Source organism: Occallatibacter savannae (assembly GCF_003131205.1).
Taxonomy (GTDB): Bacteria; Acidobacteriota; Terriglobia; order Terriglobales; family Acidobacteriaceae; genus Telmatobacter; species Telmatobacter savannae.
Genome location: NZ_QFFY01000003.1, coordinates 287200 through 304243, shown reverse-complemented (window position 1 = coordinate 304243; position 17044 = coordinate 287200). Strand labels below are relative to the sequence as shown.

Here is a 17044-nt window from a genome sequence, read left to right as displayed (position 1 = left end):
TGCTCAAGCAAAGACCTCAGCGCTCGCCAGCGTCGCTCCCTGCGCATCTTTGTCGGAGACGATCACCTCGTCAGCTTTCACAGGCCACTCAATCCCGAGCTCAGGATCGTTCCACACAATCGTGCGTTCACCCTTCGGGTTGTAGTAGTCCGTCACCTTGTATGCAAATCCAGCCTGCTCGCTCAGCACCAGGAATCCATGCCCGAATCCTTCCGGTATCCAGAGCATCCGCCCGTTCTCTTCGCTGATCTCGACAGCCACATGCTTGCCAAAATCCGGCGACTTCCTGCGCAGATCCACAGCCACATCCAGCACCGCGCCGAACGCTACCCGCACCAGCTTCCCCTGCGGCTGAGTAACCTGATAGTGAATCCCGCGCAGCACATTCTTCTTCGAAACCGAGAAATTATCCTGCACCCATGTGCATGGCATTCCCGCCTCTTCAAACGCCTTGTGATTCCACGTCTCCCAGAACGCGCCGCGATTATCACTGAATACCCTCGGCGTAATGATGAGCACGCCGGGAAGGGAAGTCTCTTGGATCTTCATAACGTGTCGCCTGAGCCTCCGGGAATGTGCCGCTCTCTGCGCAGAGCAAGCAGGTACTGCCCGTAGTGGCTCTTCGCCACCGGTTGGGCCAGCGCCTCAAGCTGATCGCCATTGATGTACCCGAAGTGATACGCAATCTCTTCGGGACACGCGATCATCAATCCCTGCCGCCGCTCAATCGTCTGGATGTAAAGTCCGGCCTCAAACAGCGAATCGTGCGTCCCGGTATCCAGCCACGCCATCCCCCGGCTCATCACCTGCACCTTCAGCTTGCCCGCCTCGAGATACAGCCTGTTCAAATCTGTAATCTCAAGCTCGCCGCGAGCCGATGGCTTCAGATTTTCCGCCAGCGTCACCACGTCGTTGTCGTAGAAGTATAGACCCGTCACCGCGTAGCGCGACTTGGGCTGTTTGGGCTTCTCTTCAATGCTGATGGCATGTCCGGAGCCATCGAACTCCACCACACCATAGCGCTCCGGGTCGTGCACGGGATACGCAAACACCAGCGCCCCGCTTGTAAGCTTCGCAGCCTTCTGCAGATCCCGCGAGAACGACTGTCCGTAGAAAATGTTGTCGCCAAGAATCAGCGAACACGAGTCGTTGCCAATGAACTGCTTGCCGATCGTGAACGCTTGCGCCAGCCCCTCGGGCTTCGGCTGAACCGCATAGCTCAGGTTGATGCCCCATCGCTTGCCATCACCCAGCAGGTCAGCGAACCGCTGGGTGTCCTCCGGCGTCGAGATGATCAGGATGTCGCGCAGCCCCGCCAGCATCAATGTGCTGAGCGGGTAGTAGATCATCGGCTTGTCGTAAACCGGCAAAAGCTGCTTCGAAACAACGTGGGTCACCGGATAAAGCCGCGTGCCGGAACCGCCCGCGAGAATGATTCCTTTCATTGCGCGATCCGCTCCTCGTAGTTCTGCTTGATCCAGTTCAGATAGCTGCCGCTTCTGACGTTTTCCACCCACTCAGAGTGATTCAGATACCACTCCACCGTCTCGCGCAGACCCTGTTCAAACTTCACCGACGGCTGCCACCCTAAATCGCGTGCAATCTTCCGCGCGTCAATCGCGTACCGCCGATCGTGGCCCGGACGATCGGTCACAAACTTGATCAGCTGGCGGCGCGTTCCGATCTTCGCGTCCGGCCTGATTTCATCCACCAGATCGCAGATTGTATTCACTACATGCAGATTATTGCGCTCGCTGTTACCGCCCACGTTATACGTCTCGCCAAGCTCGCCGCGTTCCAGCACTGTTCTGATCGCCGAGCAGTGGTCATCCACGAACAGCCAGTCGCGCACATTCTGCCCGTCGCCGTACACCGGCAGCGGCTTGCCCTCAAGCGCATTCAGGATCACCAGCGGAATCAGTTTCTCCGGAAACTGAAACGGCCCATAGTTGTTCGAGCAGTTCGTGGTCAGCACCGGAAGCTTGAAGGTATGGAAGTATGCGCGCGCCAGGTGATCGGACCCTGCCTTCGATGCCGCATACGGACTGTTCGGCGCGTACGGAGTCGTCTCCGAGAACGCCGGATCATCCGGTCCCAGCGTTCCGTACACCTCATCGGTCGAGACGTGCAGAAAACGGAACTTCTCCTTCGCCGTTCCATCCAGCCCGGACCAGTACCGTCGCGCCTGCTCAAGCATGGTGTAGGTGCCCTGCACGTTGGTGCGGATGAAAGCTCCCGGATCGATGATTGAGCGGTCGACATGGCTCTCCGCGGCAAAATGAACAACTGCGCGCGGCCGATGCTTTGCCAATGCCTCAGCAACCGCATCAGCATCGCAGATATCTGCTCGAACGAGCTGGTACCGCGAATTGTCCTCCACCGACGCAAGATTCGCTGGGTTTCCTGCGTAGGTCAGCAGATCGAGATTCACAACGGGCGTGCCGACCTTCTCGATCCAGCGCAGAACGAAATTCGAACCAATGAATCCCGCGCCGCCTGTGACGAGGATCGTGTCGTTTGTAGCTGTCATTGCGTGATCGCTTCCTTGGGGTTAGGCCCGAAAAGATGAACAAACTCGAGGACCGGGCGTTCTAAATCTCTATATGTGCTTACGGCGTAAGTCTACCGTATCTCACAGGTTGAAACTCTAATCACACCAATAGCGTGCGAGGTGTACCCTCACACGCTTTGATGCTGTCTACGCCAGAAACATACAGTCCCCATAGCTGAAAAATCGGTAGCGGGCTTCTACAGCATGCCTGTAGGCAGCCAGCACCTGCTCACGCCCCGCGAAGGCACTCACCAGCATCAGAAGGCTCGACTGCGGCAGGTGAAAGTTCGTCAACAGCGCTCCCACGAGCCGGAACTGAAAGCCCGGCGAGATGAAAATCTCCGTATCGCCCGAGTGAGCCGTGATTTGCGCGGTGCCGGCTCTCATTCCAGCCGACTCCAGCGTGCGCACAACCGTGGTACCCACTGCAACGACGCGCCGCCCTTCATTCCTGGCTCGATTGAGAGCATCCGCTGCTTCGGCCGAAACGCTGTAGCGCTCCCGATGCAGGTGAACCTCGTCCACGCGGTCGACCCGCAATGGGGCGAATGTGCCCAGCCCTACGTGTAAAGTAACCCGGGCGATCTCCACTCCGCGTGCTTTGATCGCCTCCAGCGTTTGCGGCGTGAAGTGCAGTCCCGCAGTAGGCGCGGCCACCGAGCCGCGCTCACGCGAGAACACCGTTTGATAGCGTTCTCGGTCAGCCGCTGCGTCATCCCGGTGTATGTAGGGCGGAAGGGGTATGTGGCCGATGCGCTCGAGAACCCCGAAGAAATCGTCAACAGCCGCGAATTCGATCAATCGGTCGCCGAACTGCCCCCGCTCCAGCACTTCGGCCTCCAGCGCAATCGAGCCGTCCGGCGCAGGAAATACGAGCCGCTCGCCGATCGCTACCTTTCGTCCCGGCCTCACCAGAGCGTGCCATCGATTTTCCCCAGTGGGTTCGGTGAGCATCACTTCAATACGCCCGGTCGGCTTTTCCTTCTCTCGTCGCAGAGTTCGTCTCGCGTAGAGCCGCGCGGGGATTACGCGACTGTCGTTCAGCACCAGCAGATCGCCATCGCACAACAACGAAGGAAAGTCGCTGAATTGGCTATCGCGAAGCGCGCCGCTCGCACGGTCCACCACCAGCATGCGGCTTGCGCCCCGCTCTGCCGGCGGCTCCTGCGCGATCAACTCCTCCGGCAGGTGATAGTCAAAGTCAGTAACGAGCAGATCGCTCATCGGCTCCGCTGTCCCAGGTGCTTATACGCTCGCATCCTCGCGCGCTCCAGAGCATCGTTCAGTTGCTGGCGCTTGTTCTCAAAATCCTCGGCCGGCAGATCAGCCGGCACATGCGTCCATTGCGCCCAACTCACAACGATCCGCGTGAATGGCTTCGGCACCAGAAAGCGATCCCATGAATTCACCACCCAGGCCTTCTCCGGCTGCAGATGAAATGCCCCGATCGGCGCGCCCGTTGTCTGCGCCAGTTTGATTGGCCCCATCTTCGTCTGGTAAATCGGCCCCCTCGGCCCGTCTGCGGTAAAGATCCCCGTACGCCCGCTCTCAATCACGTGCTTCAGCCCCAGCAGCCCCTCCCGTGAGTTCCGCGAACTCGATCCCCGAACCGCATCGAACCCGAACATCCTCAGAATGCGCGTAATCAGCTCGCCGTCGAAACTCTGGCTTATGAGAATCACGGCATTCGACTTCCGGAAGTAAACAGTGCAGGGCAGCACGCATTGATGCCAGAAACAGTAGATTTCCGGACCGGCCTTCTGTCCAAAAACAACCGGCGTAACGCCGTCTTCTGCGATCACCTCAAAGCGCCACGTCCGCCCGAAGACCCACAACAGCGCCCAGACAACACGCGGCACAACCGCCAGCACAATGCGCTGGCTGAGCGTGAATCCTTGCCTGTCTTCGCGGTTCACTCACTCGATTCTAACGAACAGAGAGCATGCTACCGACATCTGCTGGCTTCCTCCAGCAGACGCAGAATCTCCAGTTGCGCTGCTTTCGCTTTTGCCGATCCGGACCCGCTTCGGCCAGTGTTCATACTCGCGAGCAACAATGCGTCAGAGCCGTGCTTGTTCTTCCCGGCTGGATCGGCGCCCGATGCAAGCAGACTTCGCACTGCTTCGGAGCAACGGGTCCTTACCGCCCTGTGCAGCGGCGACACGCCCATCTTATTCACCGCGTTTGGATCGGCGCCGGCTTCAACGAGCGCCTTGATGGCGGCCGATTGGGCCTTCGAATCCCAGCGCTCCGAGCCCGGTGTTCCCACCGCCGCCGCATGCAGAGGCTCATCGCCGAGTCGGTTTTTCGCGCGAACATCCGCACCATGCGCCACGAGCACATTGATCACCTCCGCATTGTGCGCCGCAGCCGCAAAGTGCAGCGCCGTGTCCCCGCGGTAAATGTATCTGCCCACTTCAGCCACGAAGTTCTCCTTCGCAGCTTGGCGCGTAACATTCGTAATCTCGAAACGGGCTCTTGCCAACCTGGAGTTGTCAGCCAGCTGCTTTGAGAACTCTGCAGCATTTTGAGCCGCGATCGCGTGCACCAGATTGCGTAATGCAGCATCCGAGTTTGCCACCTGTCACCCTCCGATGAACCGCTCTGACGCGCGACCATTTGTTGATCTTGAACTGACAGCTGATGGCTGAAAGCTGCCCTTACACCGCTTTCAGCGCCTGCTCCAGATCCGCGACCAAGTCTTCTTTATCCTCAATGCCTACTGACAGCCGCACCAGACCATCGGTGATCCCCACCTTGGCACGATCCTCAGCCGAAAGCGCGGCGTGCGTTGTCGTCGCCGAGTGCGAAGCAAGCGACTCAACTCCGCCCAGCGATTCCGCATTCAGAAACAGCTTCAGCGCGCCCAGAAACTTCCCGACCTTCTCGCGTGAGCCCAAATCGAAGCTCAACATCGATCCGAATCCGCGCTGCTGTTTCTTCGCCAATTCATGCTGCGGGTGGCTCTTCAACCCCGGATAATTCAGGCGCGACACCTTCCCCTGCGTCGATAGAAATTCCGCAACTGCGCGTCCGTTCTCCTCGTGCTGTCTCATACGCAATACCAGAGTCTTGATCCCTCGCAGCACCAGAAAGCACTCAAACGGCGACATGATGCCACCCGCCGCCTTCTGCACGAGCAGGAACCGATCCTTGTGCTCCGGCTTCGTCCCGATCAGCGCCCCACCCAGCCCGTCTGAGTGACCGTTCAAAAACTTGGTCGTCGAGTGCATCACAATGTCCGCCCCCAATGCAATCGGGCTCTGCAATGCAGGCGACATAAAGGTGTTGTCCACGCTCACCTCGACGCCTTTGGCATGTGCAATCTCGCAAACCGCGGCAATATCCGTCAGAACCATCAAAGGATTCGTCGGCGTCTCGATATGGATAAGCTTCGTGTTCGGCTTGATTGCCGCGTTCACCGCATCCACATTGGCCGTATCGACATACTCAATCTCAATTCCGTAGTGCTGAATGATGAGGTTGAAGAGCCGCGCAGTGCCGCCGTACACGTTCGCTGAGCAAATGAGGTGATCGCCCGCTCGCAGCGTCGCCACGAGCGCGTAAATCGCTGCCATGCCGCTTGCAAAGGCGTGACCGCAAACGCCACCTTCCAGCGCAGCCAGCGCCTCTTCCACCCGCGTACGGGTCGGATTTCCGGCACGGGAGTAGTCATACCCCCGGCTCGACTCGATCCCGGTCAGCTCAAACGTGGAAGTCAGGTAAACCGGCACATTCACCGCGCCAGTTAGAGGATCAGGCTGCTGGCCGGCGTGCACCGCCAGCGTCGCATATTTCGGATTTGACATGTTGTATCTCGAACTCCAGGGCTTCCAGCTTTAGCTTATCGCGCTGCCGCGACCGTCATCGAAGCCCTGCCCACAGCTTTACGGCTGCATCCATTTTCGCGCTACCTGCATCGAAACCGGGCACACCGGAAGTCGTCCGGTGTTGAGGAGGTTCTATGGTCAGCACTCCGAAGAAATGCGCCAACCCCGCCTGCACCTGCACCGCGCCCGAGAAAGAAAAGTACTGTAGCGCACATTGCGAAGGCATCGCCGAGAAGATCGAGATTGTCTGCACCTGCGGCCATGACGGCTGCACCCACGCCGGCATGAAAGCCTGACTCGACTCCATCAGCCTGCGACGAAGCAGTTCCGATCAGAATTGAGATTGTGCCATGCTCTTTGTCACATCTCTTGAGAAAATCCTCTTGAGAGCTAAGAGCTAAGAGCTAAGAGCTAAGAGCTAAGAGCTAAGAGCTAAGAGCTAAGAGCTAAGAGCTAAGAGCTAAGAGCTAAGAGCTAAGAGCTAAGAGCTAAGAGCTAAGAGCTGTCTCCTACACTCCCCCTTCGAAGATCTTCTTCGAAAGGTACCGCTCCGCCGAATCCGGAATGATCGTTCCGACCCGCTTGCCCGGACCCAGCTCGCGCGCCAGCAGAACTGCGGCATGCACCGCAGCCCCAGCGCTCGAACCACCCAACACCCCCTCTTCCGCCGCCAGCCGCTTCACCATCGCGAACGCGTCCTCGTCGCTTACCTTCACAATGCGATCGCAGACCTCGCGATGAAATGTCTCCGGAACGAAACTTACCCCGATGCCTTCCACACGGTGCTTACCCGGCTCGCCGCCCTGCAGAATTGAGCCCTGCGTTTCTACAGCCACGTTCACGACCGACGGGTTCTTCTCTTTCATATATCGTGCAACGCCGGAGAAAGTCCCGCCCGTCCCCACTCCGCCGACAAAGCCGTCGACTCGGCCCTCCATCTGCTCCCAGATCTCCGCTGCTGTCGTGACGTGGTGAAACTTCGGATTCGCCTGGTTCGTAAACTGCCCCGCGATGAACGCTCCGGGAATCGAAGCCGCCAGCTTGTTGGCTTCCGCAATCGCGCCCTTCATGCCGTCTGTCTCAGGCGTTCTCACCACGTCCGCTCCGAACCCGCGCATCAGAATGCACTTCTCTTCTGCGAATCCCTCCGGCACGAACAATTTCACCTTGTAACCGCGATTCACCCCAATCAGCGCCAGCCCAACCCCAGTGTTGCCTGCTGTTGCCTCCACGATCGTCGAACCCGGCCGCAGCAGCCCCTTCGCCTCGGCATCCAGAATCATGCCAAGAGCCGCGCGGTCCTTCACGCTTCCGCCCGGATTCAAAAACTCCAGCTTTGCGAAAACATCGGCAGATCCGGTCGGCACCACCCGACTGAGGCGGAGCATCGGGGTATGACCTACAAGCTGTGTGATATCGGCTGCGATACGGGGAAGGGAGGTGGAAGGGCTTTCGACTGCCATGGGATGCAGTTTAGCCTATCGTTCCTCATTCACGCAGTTCCGGTGATCCTTGCAGAACCGGACCGCTCCAGGGCTCTCAGGGCTGCTGCTTCTTCGCTCCACTCCGCTTTGAACGGCTCTCGGGGAAGTACCCGGTGCGCGTTCTCACCGTGAACTTGCCGCCTCCAGGCTCCTCAGCGGTCACCTGCACGCGCCGGAATCCAGGCTGGGTAGACGGCTTGGTCGAGTGATACCCGATCGTGTACTGGCTGCGAATGTCGCGCGCCACTTCTGCCGCAATCTCGTCCACCTGCTCGATATTCTTCGGGAAAAACGCAATCCCGCCCGTCTCTGTCGACAGCATCTCCAGCGCGCGCCTCGCGTGCCGCACCTCCGCATGGCTCATCTCATCGCCAAAGAGCAGCCCGATCGAGTAGATCACCGGTCCTGACAATTCCTGCACGCGGCGAATCGTCTGCTCCAGCGAAAGTGTCGAAGCGTTATCCTCGCCATCCGTCACAATCACCAGCACCTGCTTGGGACGGCTTGCATCAGAAACCAGCTTGTCCGCCGATGCCACCACCGCATCGTAAAGCGCCGTTCCCCCGCGCGATTCGATATGCGCCAGACCGTCCCGCAGCTTATTCACATTCGACGTGAACTCCTGGTCGATATACGCCTCATCCGAGAAATTCACCACGAACGCTTCATCCTGCGGATTCGACGCCTCCACCAGATCCAGCGCAGCCTTATTCACCGATGGCCGCTTCTTCGACATCGATCCGGAGTTATCGATCACCAGCGCAATCGAAACCGGTAGATCCGAGTGCTGAAAGCTGACGATATTCTGCTTGACCCCGTCCTCAAAGACTTGGAAGTTGTCCTTCTTCAGGTTCTGGACGAGTTGGTTGTTGCCTGACAAAACCGTCGCATTCAGAACTACCTCTTCCACATCGGTATGCAGAACGTAGCCCGAACCCTTCTTCTCGAGCGGTTCCCCTCCTGCAGCTGCTGGCGTTTCGGCATCCGGCGAGCGCACCGGGTCGCGATCCACGGTCAATGGAGCAGCCTGCGTCTGCGGACTGGGCGCAGCAGGCTTGTCGGCCTGTTGAGCCTCAAGCGAGAGTGATGAAACCAGGATAAGTAAGGAAAGGACCGACTTATTGCAAAGGCGCATAGTATCCGGTTCGAGCATGGACCGTCAGTGGAGGCAGACCCGATGGCGGGGTGAGCTTCACCTTCACTTTACGCCACTTGCCGTCACGCGACGCGTTCTTTGGCGTGTAGCCGATTACGTATTGGTTACGCAACTCTGTAGAAATCTTCTCAGCGATATCGCTCATTTCCGAGATATCGTCCACCCGGAACAGGCGTCCGCCCGTCTCCTCGCACAACTCATTCAGCAGGATCGGCCCCGTCCGCTCCTCCGGAGTCGCCGCATACGGATCGAAAATCCCAATCGAATAGATCTCGACATCCGATTCTCGGACCTGCGCCCGCACCTCGCCCTCCGTATAGCGCGATCGGTTGTCGCCGCCGTCTGAAACCACCAGCAGCGCCTTTCGTTCGTGCTTGGCTTCCTTCATCTTCGCCACGCCGTAGTAGATGGCATCCAGCAGCGCGGTACGATGCCCGCTGCGGACCGTCGCAAGGCGAGCCTGAATCTCCTCCACTGAGTTGGTGAAGTCCTCAATCAACTCCGGCCTGTCGTTGAAGCCGATCACAAAGAACTCGTCCTCGGGATTGGCAGTCTTTGCAAACTGCAAGATCGACTCGCGCGCCCGAATCAGTTTGGAGTTCATCGATCCGGAAAGATCGAAGATGATTCCGATCGAGACCGGCGCATCCTCGGCCGCGAAGCTTTTAATCCGCTGCTCGCCGTTATTTTCGTAGATGTTGAAGTCTTCCTTCTCCAGCCCTGTAACCAGCCGGTTCATCGGATCCGTAACCGTCACCGGAACCAGCACCATGTCGACATTCATCCGGATAACCGAACCCGGCTTCAACTTTTCCTTTGGCGCCCCCACCGTCGCAGGAGCATCCACACCGGCCGGCGCACCCGTCGTCGGCGTATTGTTTGTCGAAGGCGGCGGAACATGCACCTTGTTCAGCGGATCATCCTGGGCGGAGAGGCGAGACGGCAAAACGCAGGCCAGCGCAAGGGCAACCAGAATCACGAGCTGCCGGCGCAACACCTCGGAACGATGGAGGAGTAATTTCATTAGCTCGCACCAGGGAATGAAGGCGATATTAGCATGCCCGGGGGAAGCCCTGCGTTTCTCCACTGATGCCCTCGTTTTCTTTGACGTTGCCTCTTCGGAATCCGTCATCGGCGCTGGGATACAATCGTCTCTAACCGACAGTTCCAGCGGCACTTCTACATAGCGGATCTCCGGCGCAAATCGTCCTTTTCGTTCAGGGAGCAAGCCCGTTCGCATGGCAAGCATCTATCCGTTCCGCGCATGGCGCTACAACCCATCGGTCGTGCACCTCCAAGATGTCGTAACCCAGCCCTACGACAAGATCTCACCTGCCATGCAGGAGGGATACTACCAGCGCAGCCCCTACAACCTGGTTCGCATCATCCTTGGTCTGCCTGAACTGTTTGATGCCGAGCGCGGCGAGAATGTGTACTCACGTGCCGCCCGCGACTTCAAGGCCTGGCGCCGGCAGGGCATACTCGTTCAGGAAAAGACCCCTGCATCTTCGCCTATTCGCAGCGCTTCACTGTCCCGAGTTCATCCGAAGTCAAAGAGCGTCGCGGATTCATCGCTCTCGGTAAACTTCACGACTACGCCGACCAGGTCGTCTTTCGCCACGAGCAGACCCTCTCCAAACCGAAGAGCGATCGGCTGAAGCTCCTCAAAGCCACGCGTGCCCACTTCGGCCAGATCTTCATGCTCTACTCCGACCCGGTTCGTACCGCAGAAAAGCTCCTCTACGACGGCGCAGGTCCGGCAGACGCTCAGGTCACCGACGAGTATGGCGTTCTTCACCGTGTCTGGCGCGTCAGCGACCCGGCTGTCATCCGCATGCTGGCTTCCACCATGGCCGACAAAAAGCTCATCATCGCTGATGGCCATCATCGCTACGAGACGGCGCTGAACTACGCGAAAGAACACGCCCCAGCCAGCCCCGTGCGAGCCGAACACAGCGCCAGCGAGCTTCCGCATCCCGCCTTTCCCGAAGCGGCCGTCATGATGACCTTCGTGAACATGGACTCCGATGGCCTGGTCGTTCTTCCCACGCATCGCGTCGTACACGACCTCCCCGGCTTCGATCCAGCACAATTCACCCAGGCGGCCGCGGCGTACTTCGCGATCGAGCCACTTCCCGAGGCTTCGCCCGCCAGTCTTCTCGACACACTCCGGCAACAGAAGGGAACCGCCTTCATCGCCGTCACTCGCGCAGGCGCAATGCTGTTGCGCTCCAATCCCGATGCAGCCACAGGCCCGCTGTCGTCTCTGCCGGAGAATCAGCGCCAGCTCGATCTGACACATTTGCACGCCATCATCCTCGATAAGCTCCTCGGCCTCGACGCGGAAAAGGTTCGCGAGCAGACCAACATCCGTTATCTCCGCGATGCCGGCCAGGCCGTCGACCAGGTCAGGCGTGGAGAAGCCGACATCACCTTTCTCACGAACCCAGTCACGATGGAGCAACTGCGCGAGGTCGCATTCGCCGGGGCCGTGATGCCGCAGAAATCGACCGACTTCTACCCCAAACTGCTGAGCGGCCTCACTATCTATGCGCTGGAGTAATCCGACGACCGCTCTGTTCTTGGTCTTGGCGCTGCGAGTACCCGCCCAGCAGCCTCAGCAGGCGCCGCCCCCGTCTACTCCCAGCCCCCGCTTTGTCGTCGTTCTCGACGCTGCCCACGGCGGCGACGACACTGGCGCACACCTCTCCAGTGGCCAGCTTGAAAAATCCGCCAATCTCGCCCTCAGCGTCCGCCTGCGCTCCCTGCTTACCGCCCGCGGATTCCAGGTGGTTACGACCCGCGAGAACGACACGTTTATCGATCTCAATCGCCGCGCCGAACTCGCCAACCACGCCAATGCCGCCGTTTGCATCACGCTGCACGCCACCGAAAGCGGCTCCGGAATCCATCTATTCGCCTCTTCGCTCGCGCCGGCGAATCCGACCCGCTTCATGCCCTGGAAGACCGCGCAGGCGGCATGGGAGACACGCAGTCTCGGCCTCGCCGGCGCCGTAAACTCCTCCCTCGCTCACGCCGGCTTGACCGTGACACTAGGCCGAATTCCGTTGCCCGGCATCGAAAGCATGACCTGCCCCGCGCTCGCCGTTGAACTCGGTCCCCAGCGCGATGCGGACAGGAAAGTCAGCGCCGAGCCCGACACTCCCGACTACCAGGCCCAGGTTGCCTCCGCGCTCGCAGCGGCGATCCTCGAGTGGCGCTCCGATCCCAACCGCACGGGGGCACGACAGCCGTGATTCCCCGCTATCAGAAAGTTCTCTTCGTAATCCTCCTCATTGCCGCTCTCGGCATGGGCTTCAAACTCTGGCAGCTGCGCGATCGCGCCCACAAGCGCCTCCTCGCCGGACAGACCATCGCCCCCACTGCTGCTCCCGTCGTCGCGCCGGCGGAACAGGCGACCCTCGTTGTCGCTAACGACTTGGACAATTCCCTCGTTCCTCAGGTCCACTCCTTGCCTCTGCCTGCAGACCCAGGAGCCCGCGCACGCGCCGTCTTGGGAAAACTGCTCGACCTCTACGCCGCTCCCGAATCCACTCACCAGATCCCCGGCGGTGCCGCATCGGTGGATCAGGTGTTTTTGCTTGCGGCTCCGGGAGCACGGGAGCGTGGCGACCAGCTGGCCGTTGTGAATCTGACCGGCACCTTCGCTGCCAGCCACCCCGCAGGGCTCGAAGCCGAATCCCTCACCGTTCTGTCAATCTGCGCAACGCTGCGGGCCAATTTCCCGACGATCACTGAAGTCCGCTTTCTCGTGGACGGAGTCGAACGCCCCACCCTCGCCGGCCACGCCGATCTGACTCGCACCTACCTCACCAGCGAAGCGGCGCCGGAGGAAGGCACAAAACCTTGACCGAAATGCATCCCACTCCCACCATCGGCGTCTTCGACTCCGGCTTCGGCGGCCTCACTGTCCTCGCTGCGCTCATGCGCAGGATGCCCAACGCTCGCTACGCCTTCATCGGCGACACAGCCCGCCTGCCCTACGGCTCCAAATCGCGCCGCACCGTCGCGCGGTACGCGTCCGAGAGCGCTCAATTTTTGGTCCGCGAGCAAGGCGCTGAATTCCTCGTCATCGCCTGCAACACCGCCAGCGCGCTCGCCCTTGACGCCATTCAGGACGCCGTTCCCGTTCCAGTCCTCGGCGTCATCGAGCCCGGCGCCGCCGCCGCGCAAGCTGCCTCGCAAACCGGAGACGTCCTTGTCATCGCCACCGACGCCACCGTCCACAGCCATGCCTACAAGGCCGCCTGCGCCGCCCGGAACCTCCGCGCCTACGAGAAAGCCTGCCCGCTCCTAGTGCCCCTGGTCGAAGAAGGTTGGATCAATCACCACGTCACAGACGCAGTCGTGCGCATCTACCTCGGCGAACTCACCAGCGACGCCGCAGCAGCCGGTATGAGCGCCGACACCCTCGTCCTCGGCTGCACGCATTATCCTCTTCTCCGCTCGCTCATCGAGCGCGCCGCACCGCGCGGCATCACCGTCATCGACTCCGCTGAGTCCACCGCGGAAGCTGCTGCTCATCTGATCAATGGCCAGCCCGGCCAGGTATCGCCGGAGAGTTCCCCTCAGCACACTGAGATTCACTGCTTCGCCACCGACTCCGTCGACAAGTTCGAACGCCTCGGCTCGCGCTTCCTCGGCCGTCCCACAGGTAACGTACAACTTGTTGATTTAGGTGGGTAGAATTCACACACCGATCAGTACCAAGCTTGCGCAAAGAGAGAGTCCTCATGAAATCTCGTCGACGCCTCATTCTCGCAACGGCCGGCTACGCTGCTCTGAGTCTAGTGTTCGCCCGGACCAGCTATCCTCAGCAACCAGAAACACCGACAGTTGGTATCTCCACTGTACAGACCACCGCGGGAGTGGATTCCAGGGCTCATGAAGCAACCGTCCACCTTGTCGAGGTTCTTGGACTCAAAGAAAAGATGATGGTAGGAGTGGATGCCGATCTGGATCGGGGGATTGCAGTAATGAAGGCCCAGGCCCCTAGCCTCAGCCCGGAGTTCATCGAAGAATGGCGAAAAAGGATGAAGGCTAGGTTGAAACCCGAAGATTTCATTGCGGTCGTAGTGCAAGTCTACGAAAGGCACTTTACAGCTGACGAACTCGATCAGCTGGATAAGGTGGCCATCAGCAAAAAAGAGGGTAAACCAACTGTCCTTCCCGATGCACTCAAAGAAAAATTGCAGAAGAACGCGATTGCAATTCAAAGCGAGATTATCGGTGGCACCTCGCAAATCGGCGCGAGACTCGGGATGGAGATAGGTGAAGAGATTGGGAAGGAACATCCCGAGTGGGTTGCGTCACCTGCTCAGAAGCCCACTGAGCCGGCTAAGTGAGCTTTCCAGCCCGGCTGATATTCTAAGAACCGTTTGGGAATTGCATCCCCGTTCACTAGCTGCTACTGGAGGAACACCTAAAGCATGATCAATCTGTCGGGCAAAACGGCTGTTGTCTTCGGGCTCGCCAACAAGCGCTCCATCGCATGGGGCATCGCCCAGAAGCTCTCCGCAGCCGGAGCCACGCTCGCCATCTGCTACCAGAACGAGCGCATGCGCGCAGAAGCCGAAGACCTGATAAAGGAACTCCCGGGTGCCAGCGGCTTCCAGTGCGACGTTTCCGTCGACAGCGAGATCGACACCCTCTTCACCGCGCTGAAAGACAAGTACACCAAGCTCGACGTCCTCGTGCACGCCGTGGCGTATGCCCCCGCCGAAGATCTCAAGGGCGAATTCATCAACACCAGCCGCGAAGGCTTCCGCATCGCCCACGACGTTAGCGTCTACTCGCTCATCGCCGTCAGCCGCGCCGCAGCTCCGCTCATGACCGAAGGCGGCAGCATCATGACCCTCACCTACTTCGCCGCGGAAAAAGTTGTTCCCAACTACAACGTGATGGCACTCGCCAAGGCTTCCCTCGAGTCCTGTGTGCGCTATCTCGCGGCCGGCCTCGGCCCGAAAAACATTCGCGTCAACGCCATCTCTGCCGGTCCTATCAAGACCCTCGCTGCACGAGGCATCGGAGCCTTGGGCGACATGCTGAAGGCCGCTGCCGATCGCGCCCCCCTCAAGCGCAACGTCGACCAGCTCGAAGTCGGCGGTGTCGCCCTCTTCCTCGCCAGCGATCTCTCCACGGCGGTCACCGGCGAGACTCTGTACGTCGATTGCGGCTACAACATCATGGGCTTCTAATCTCGACGCACTTAGAGCTTAAAGATTGAGTGTCATCCTGAGCGCACGGGGCCCCAAGCGCTTTCATCAGCTTGGGGGTGGTAAGCGAAGGATCTGCTTTTCCGCAGATCGCACAGCACAGCTAAGCTGCCTCAGTTCGCCGTCGGCACCTTATCCGCATCATCGACAACCAAAAGCGGAACATCCGCCTTTTTGCTTTCGATCTCCAGCCCCAGCTGATTCTCCAGCACTCGTTTCCACGCGGTGAACGCATCCGTTCCCGGCTCCGGTCGAACATCAGCCGAGAAGTCATAGATCCCCTGAAGCCCCGTCTTGTCCAGAACTGGAATCATCGTTCCACCCGCCCGCACTGGCGTGCCCGGGTCCGGAGGAGCCGCGGGAATCGAGAACTGTACCGCCAGCAAATCCGCAAATTCCCGCATATCTCCGTGAAAGTGAAGACCGGGTCCTGCTGCGGCCCCCGTCTTTCCGTCCTTCACTGGCTGGACCTTCGCGCCGCCTTTGCCCACCGTTAGCTCATAAGTACGCATCTCGCGCGTCTCGTTCTGCTCCTTCAGATGAAACCGCTCCGCAAGAAAACCGCGCAACATCAGATGCACTTTCTCCCCATCGGCGCCCGCAGACACGCGCGCCTCGACGTCGTACTCATTGCGGCCGATCCAGGCCGGACCCGAAACCTGATTCATCTGGAGGTGCCACGCCTCCGCAATCAGCCGCTTCAGCGTGACGTTCTTCGCGACAAATCGATCGCCCGAATACGCAATCTGGTTGTTGTAGTCCGGCCCGACCGCATGCTGGCTGGGCCTCACCGACGCCACCTCAAACGACGGCGTCGCGCTTTGGGCCCAACCAGTGCCAATCATCATAAGCGGAACAAAAGCGGCGACGACGACCTGCAAACGCATGCGGTTGAGCATAGCCCGTCAGCCGCCCTCGCGCCACTTCCGCCTCAAAGTTCAGAGCAGCATGCCCCCCGAAACCTCGATCCTCTGCCCATTCACCCACCGGTTCTCATCCGAAAGCAGTGACGCGATCATCGGACCGATATCGTCCGCCACTCCCGGTCGCCCCAGGGCAGTCATATCGGCGACACGCTTGTTCATCTCCGGATTGTCGCGCACCATGCCGCCGCTGAAGTCGGTCTCGATGGCGCCCGGCGCAACCACGTTAGCCGTTATCCGGCGCGGCCCCAGTTCCCTCGCCATGTAGCGCGTCAGCACCTCGACTGCTCCCTTCGCCGCGCCATAAGCAGAACTGCCCGGCAGCGAGACCCGCGCGAGCCCCGAGGAGACATTCACGATCCGGCCGCCGTCATTCATCAACGGCAGAAGCTTCTGCGTCAGGAAGTACACGCCCTTCACATGAACGTTGAAAATGCCGTCGAACTGCTCTTCCGTCGTAACGGCAAAATCCGCGTGCAGTGAATTCCCCGCGTTGTTGACAAGGTAATCGAACCGCTCCTTCCCCCAGCTCTGCAGCGTCTTGCGCACCTCGGTAACGAATGCGTCGAAGGCTCGGACGTCCCCCGTATCAAGCTGAAACCCGACCGCTTTCCGCCCTTTTGCTTCAGCTTCGCGAATCAGGCTGGCCGCCTCTTCTTGATTCGCGCGATAGGTGAAGATCACATCCACCCCGCGCGCGAAGAGATTCAGGGCCGTGTTGCGGCCGAGGCCGCGGCTTCCACCCGTGATAATCGCAACTTTGTTCGTCATCGCTTCTCCATTTCCCGATTCCGTTCGAGTAACTTTTCGCGCCCGATCGTTGCCCGGCATCACCTCTCAGGTGGATTTAGCCGGGCCGAATCG

18 protein-coding genes and 1 pseudogene are annotated in these 17044 nt (G+C 59.7%); 7 read left to right on the top strand and 12 right to left on the bottom strand.

Features of this window, described 5'->3' with window-relative positions; translation table 11 throughout:
* Nucleotides 1-3 precede the first annotated feature (3 nt).
* From rfbC to DHV10_RS13040, 7 genes are all read right to left on the bottom strand, one after another.
* Nucleotides 4-549 carry a dTDP-4-dehydrorhamnose 3,5-epimerase gene (gene rfbC / locus DHV10_RS13070; RefSeq protein WP_109486811.1) on the bottom strand — a complete coding sequence of 182 codons (546 nt, stop codon included), beginning with the start codon at nucleotides 547-549 and terminating at the stop codon, nucleotides 4-6.
* Complete coding sequence (gene rfbA, locus DHV10_RS13065; RefSeq protein ID WP_109486810.1) at nucleotides 546-1445, bottom strand: glucose-1-phosphate thymidylyltransferase RfbA; 900 nt, start codon at nucleotides 1443-1445, stop codon at nucleotides 546-548. The genes rfbC and rfbA overlap by 4 nt, the downstream gene beginning before the upstream one ends.
* A complete protein-coding gene (rfbB, locus tag DHV10_RS13060; protein WP_109486809.1) occupies nucleotides 1442-2530 on the bottom strand; it encodes a dTDP-glucose 4,6-dehydratase in 1089 nt (362 codons plus the stop codon). Before rfbB ends, rfbA begins: the two co-directional genes overlap by 4 nt.
* A gap of 168 nt (nucleotides 2531-2698) precedes the next feature.
* Nucleotides 2699-3775 carry a tRNA preQ1(34) S-adenosylmethionine ribosyltransferase-isomerase QueA gene (queA, locus tag DHV10_RS13055; RefSeq protein ID WP_338042600.1) on the bottom strand — a complete coding sequence of 359 codons (1077 nt, stop codon included), beginning with the start codon at nucleotides 3773-3775 and terminating at the stop codon, nucleotides 2699-2701.
* Complete coding sequence (locus DHV10_RS13050; RefSeq protein ID WP_109486808.1) at nucleotides 3772-4467, bottom strand: lysophospholipid acyltransferase family protein; 696 nt, start codon at nucleotides 4465-4467, stop codon at nucleotides 3772-3774. Before DHV10_RS13050 ends, queA begins: the two co-directional genes overlap by 4 nt.
* 29 nt (nucleotides 4468-4496) lie before the next feature.
* Nucleotides 4497-5132 carry an ankyrin repeat domain-containing protein gene (locus DHV10_RS13045; RefSeq protein WP_109486807.1) on the bottom strand — a complete coding sequence of 212 codons (636 nt, stop codon included), beginning with the start codon at nucleotides 5130-5132 and terminating at the stop codon, nucleotides 4497-4499.
* Between the two features lie 79 nt (nucleotides 5133-5211).
* A complete protein-coding gene (locus DHV10_RS13040) occupies nucleotides 5212-6360 on the bottom strand; it encodes a trans-sulfuration enzyme family protein (protein WP_109486806.1) in 1149 nt (382 codons plus the stop codon).
* 155 nt (nucleotides 6361-6515) lie between these two features.
* Between DHV10_RS13040 and DHV10_RS27140 the strand changes: the two genes are divergently transcribed.
* Nucleotides 6516-6677 carry a hypothetical protein gene (locus DHV10_RS27140; RefSeq protein ID WP_162601489.1) on the top strand — a complete coding sequence of 54 codons (162 nt, stop codon included), beginning with the start codon at nucleotides 6516-6518 and terminating at the stop codon, nucleotides 6675-6677.
* A 213-nt stretch (nucleotides 6678-6890) separates the two neighbouring features.
* Here the strand turns inward: DHV10_RS27140 and cysK are convergent, their stop codons facing one another.
* The 3 genes from cysK to DHV10_RS13025 all read right to left on the bottom strand — a co-directional run bounded on the left by cysK (nucleotide 6891) and on the right by DHV10_RS13025 (nucleotide 10045).
* Nucleotides 6891-7844: a cysteine synthase A gene (cysK, locus tag DHV10_RS13035; protein ID WP_109486805.1), complete on the bottom strand. Its 954-nt coding sequence runs from the start codon at nucleotides 7842-7844 to the stop codon at nucleotides 6891-6893.
* Between the two features lie 76 nt (nucleotides 7845-7920).
* Nucleotides 7921-9000: a VWA domain-containing protein gene (locus DHV10_RS13030; protein WP_109486804.1), complete on the bottom strand. Its 1080-nt coding sequence runs from the start codon at nucleotides 8998-9000 to the stop codon at nucleotides 7921-7923.
* On the bottom strand, nucleotides 8984-10045 hold the full coding sequence (locus tag DHV10_RS13025) for a VWA domain-containing protein (RefSeq protein ID WP_204101409.1): 1062 nt from the start codon (nucleotides 10043-10045) through the stop codon (nucleotides 8984-8986). Before DHV10_RS13025 ends, DHV10_RS13030 begins: the two co-directional genes overlap by 17 nt.
* 214 nt (nucleotides 10046-10259) lie before the next feature.
* Between DHV10_RS13025 and DHV10_RS13020 the strand changes: the two are divergent.
* The 6 genes and pseudogenes from DHV10_RS13020 (at nucleotide 10260) to DHV10_RS12995 (ending at nucleotide 15239) form a co-directional block, all read left to right on the top strand.
* Nucleotides 10260-11584 (top strand): annotated as a pseudogene (locus DHV10_RS13020) (DUF1015 domain-containing protein).
* Nucleotides 11571-12278 (top strand): N-acetylmuramoyl-L-alanine amidase family protein, encoded by a 708-nt coding sequence (locus tag DHV10_RS13015; protein ID WP_109486803.1) that lies wholly within the window; start codon nucleotides 11571-11573, stop codon nucleotides 12276-12278. The pseudogene DHV10_RS13020 and the gene DHV10_RS13015 overlap by 14 nt, the downstream one beginning before the upstream one ends.
* Entirely contained in the window at nucleotides 12275-12892 is a 618-nt protein-coding gene (locus DHV10_RS13010; protein ID WP_109486802.1) for a GerMN domain-containing protein, read from the top strand. Before DHV10_RS13015 ends, DHV10_RS13010 begins: the two co-directional genes overlap by 4 nt.
* A gap of 5 nt (nucleotides 12893-12897) precedes the next feature.
* A complete protein-coding gene (gene murI / locus DHV10_RS13005; RefSeq protein ID WP_109487162.1) occupies nucleotides 12898-13728 on the top strand; it encodes a glutamate racemase in 831 nt (276 codons plus the stop codon).
* A gap of 47 nt (nucleotides 13729-13775) precedes the next feature.
* Nucleotides 13776-14387: a DUF2059 domain-containing protein gene (locus tag DHV10_RS13000; protein WP_109486801.1), complete on the top strand. Its 612-nt coding sequence runs from the start codon at nucleotides 13776-13778 to the stop codon at nucleotides 14385-14387.
* A gap of 84 nt (nucleotides 14388-14471) precedes the next feature.
* Nucleotides 14472-15239, top strand: coding sequence for an enoyl-ACP reductase FabI (locus DHV10_RS12995; protein WP_109486800.1), 768 nt, complete (start codon nucleotides 14472-14474; stop codon nucleotides 15237-15239).
* Between the two features lie 131 nt (nucleotides 15240-15370).
* Here the strand turns inward: DHV10_RS12995 and DHV10_RS12990 are convergent, their stop codons facing one another.
* Both DHV10_RS12990 and DHV10_RS12985 read right to left on the bottom strand, forming a co-directional pair.
* Nucleotides 15371-16156, bottom strand: coding sequence for a TIGR03435 family protein (locus DHV10_RS12990; protein ID WP_109486799.1), 786 nt, complete (start codon nucleotides 16154-16156; stop codon nucleotides 15371-15373).
* 39 nt (nucleotides 16157-16195) lie between these two features.
* Nucleotides 16196-16951, bottom strand: a complete 756-nt coding sequence (locus tag DHV10_RS12985; protein WP_109487161.1) for an SDR family NAD(P)-dependent oxidoreductase — start codon at nucleotides 16949-16951, stop codon at nucleotides 16196-16198.
* Nucleotides 16952-17044: the final 93 nt, after the last annotated feature.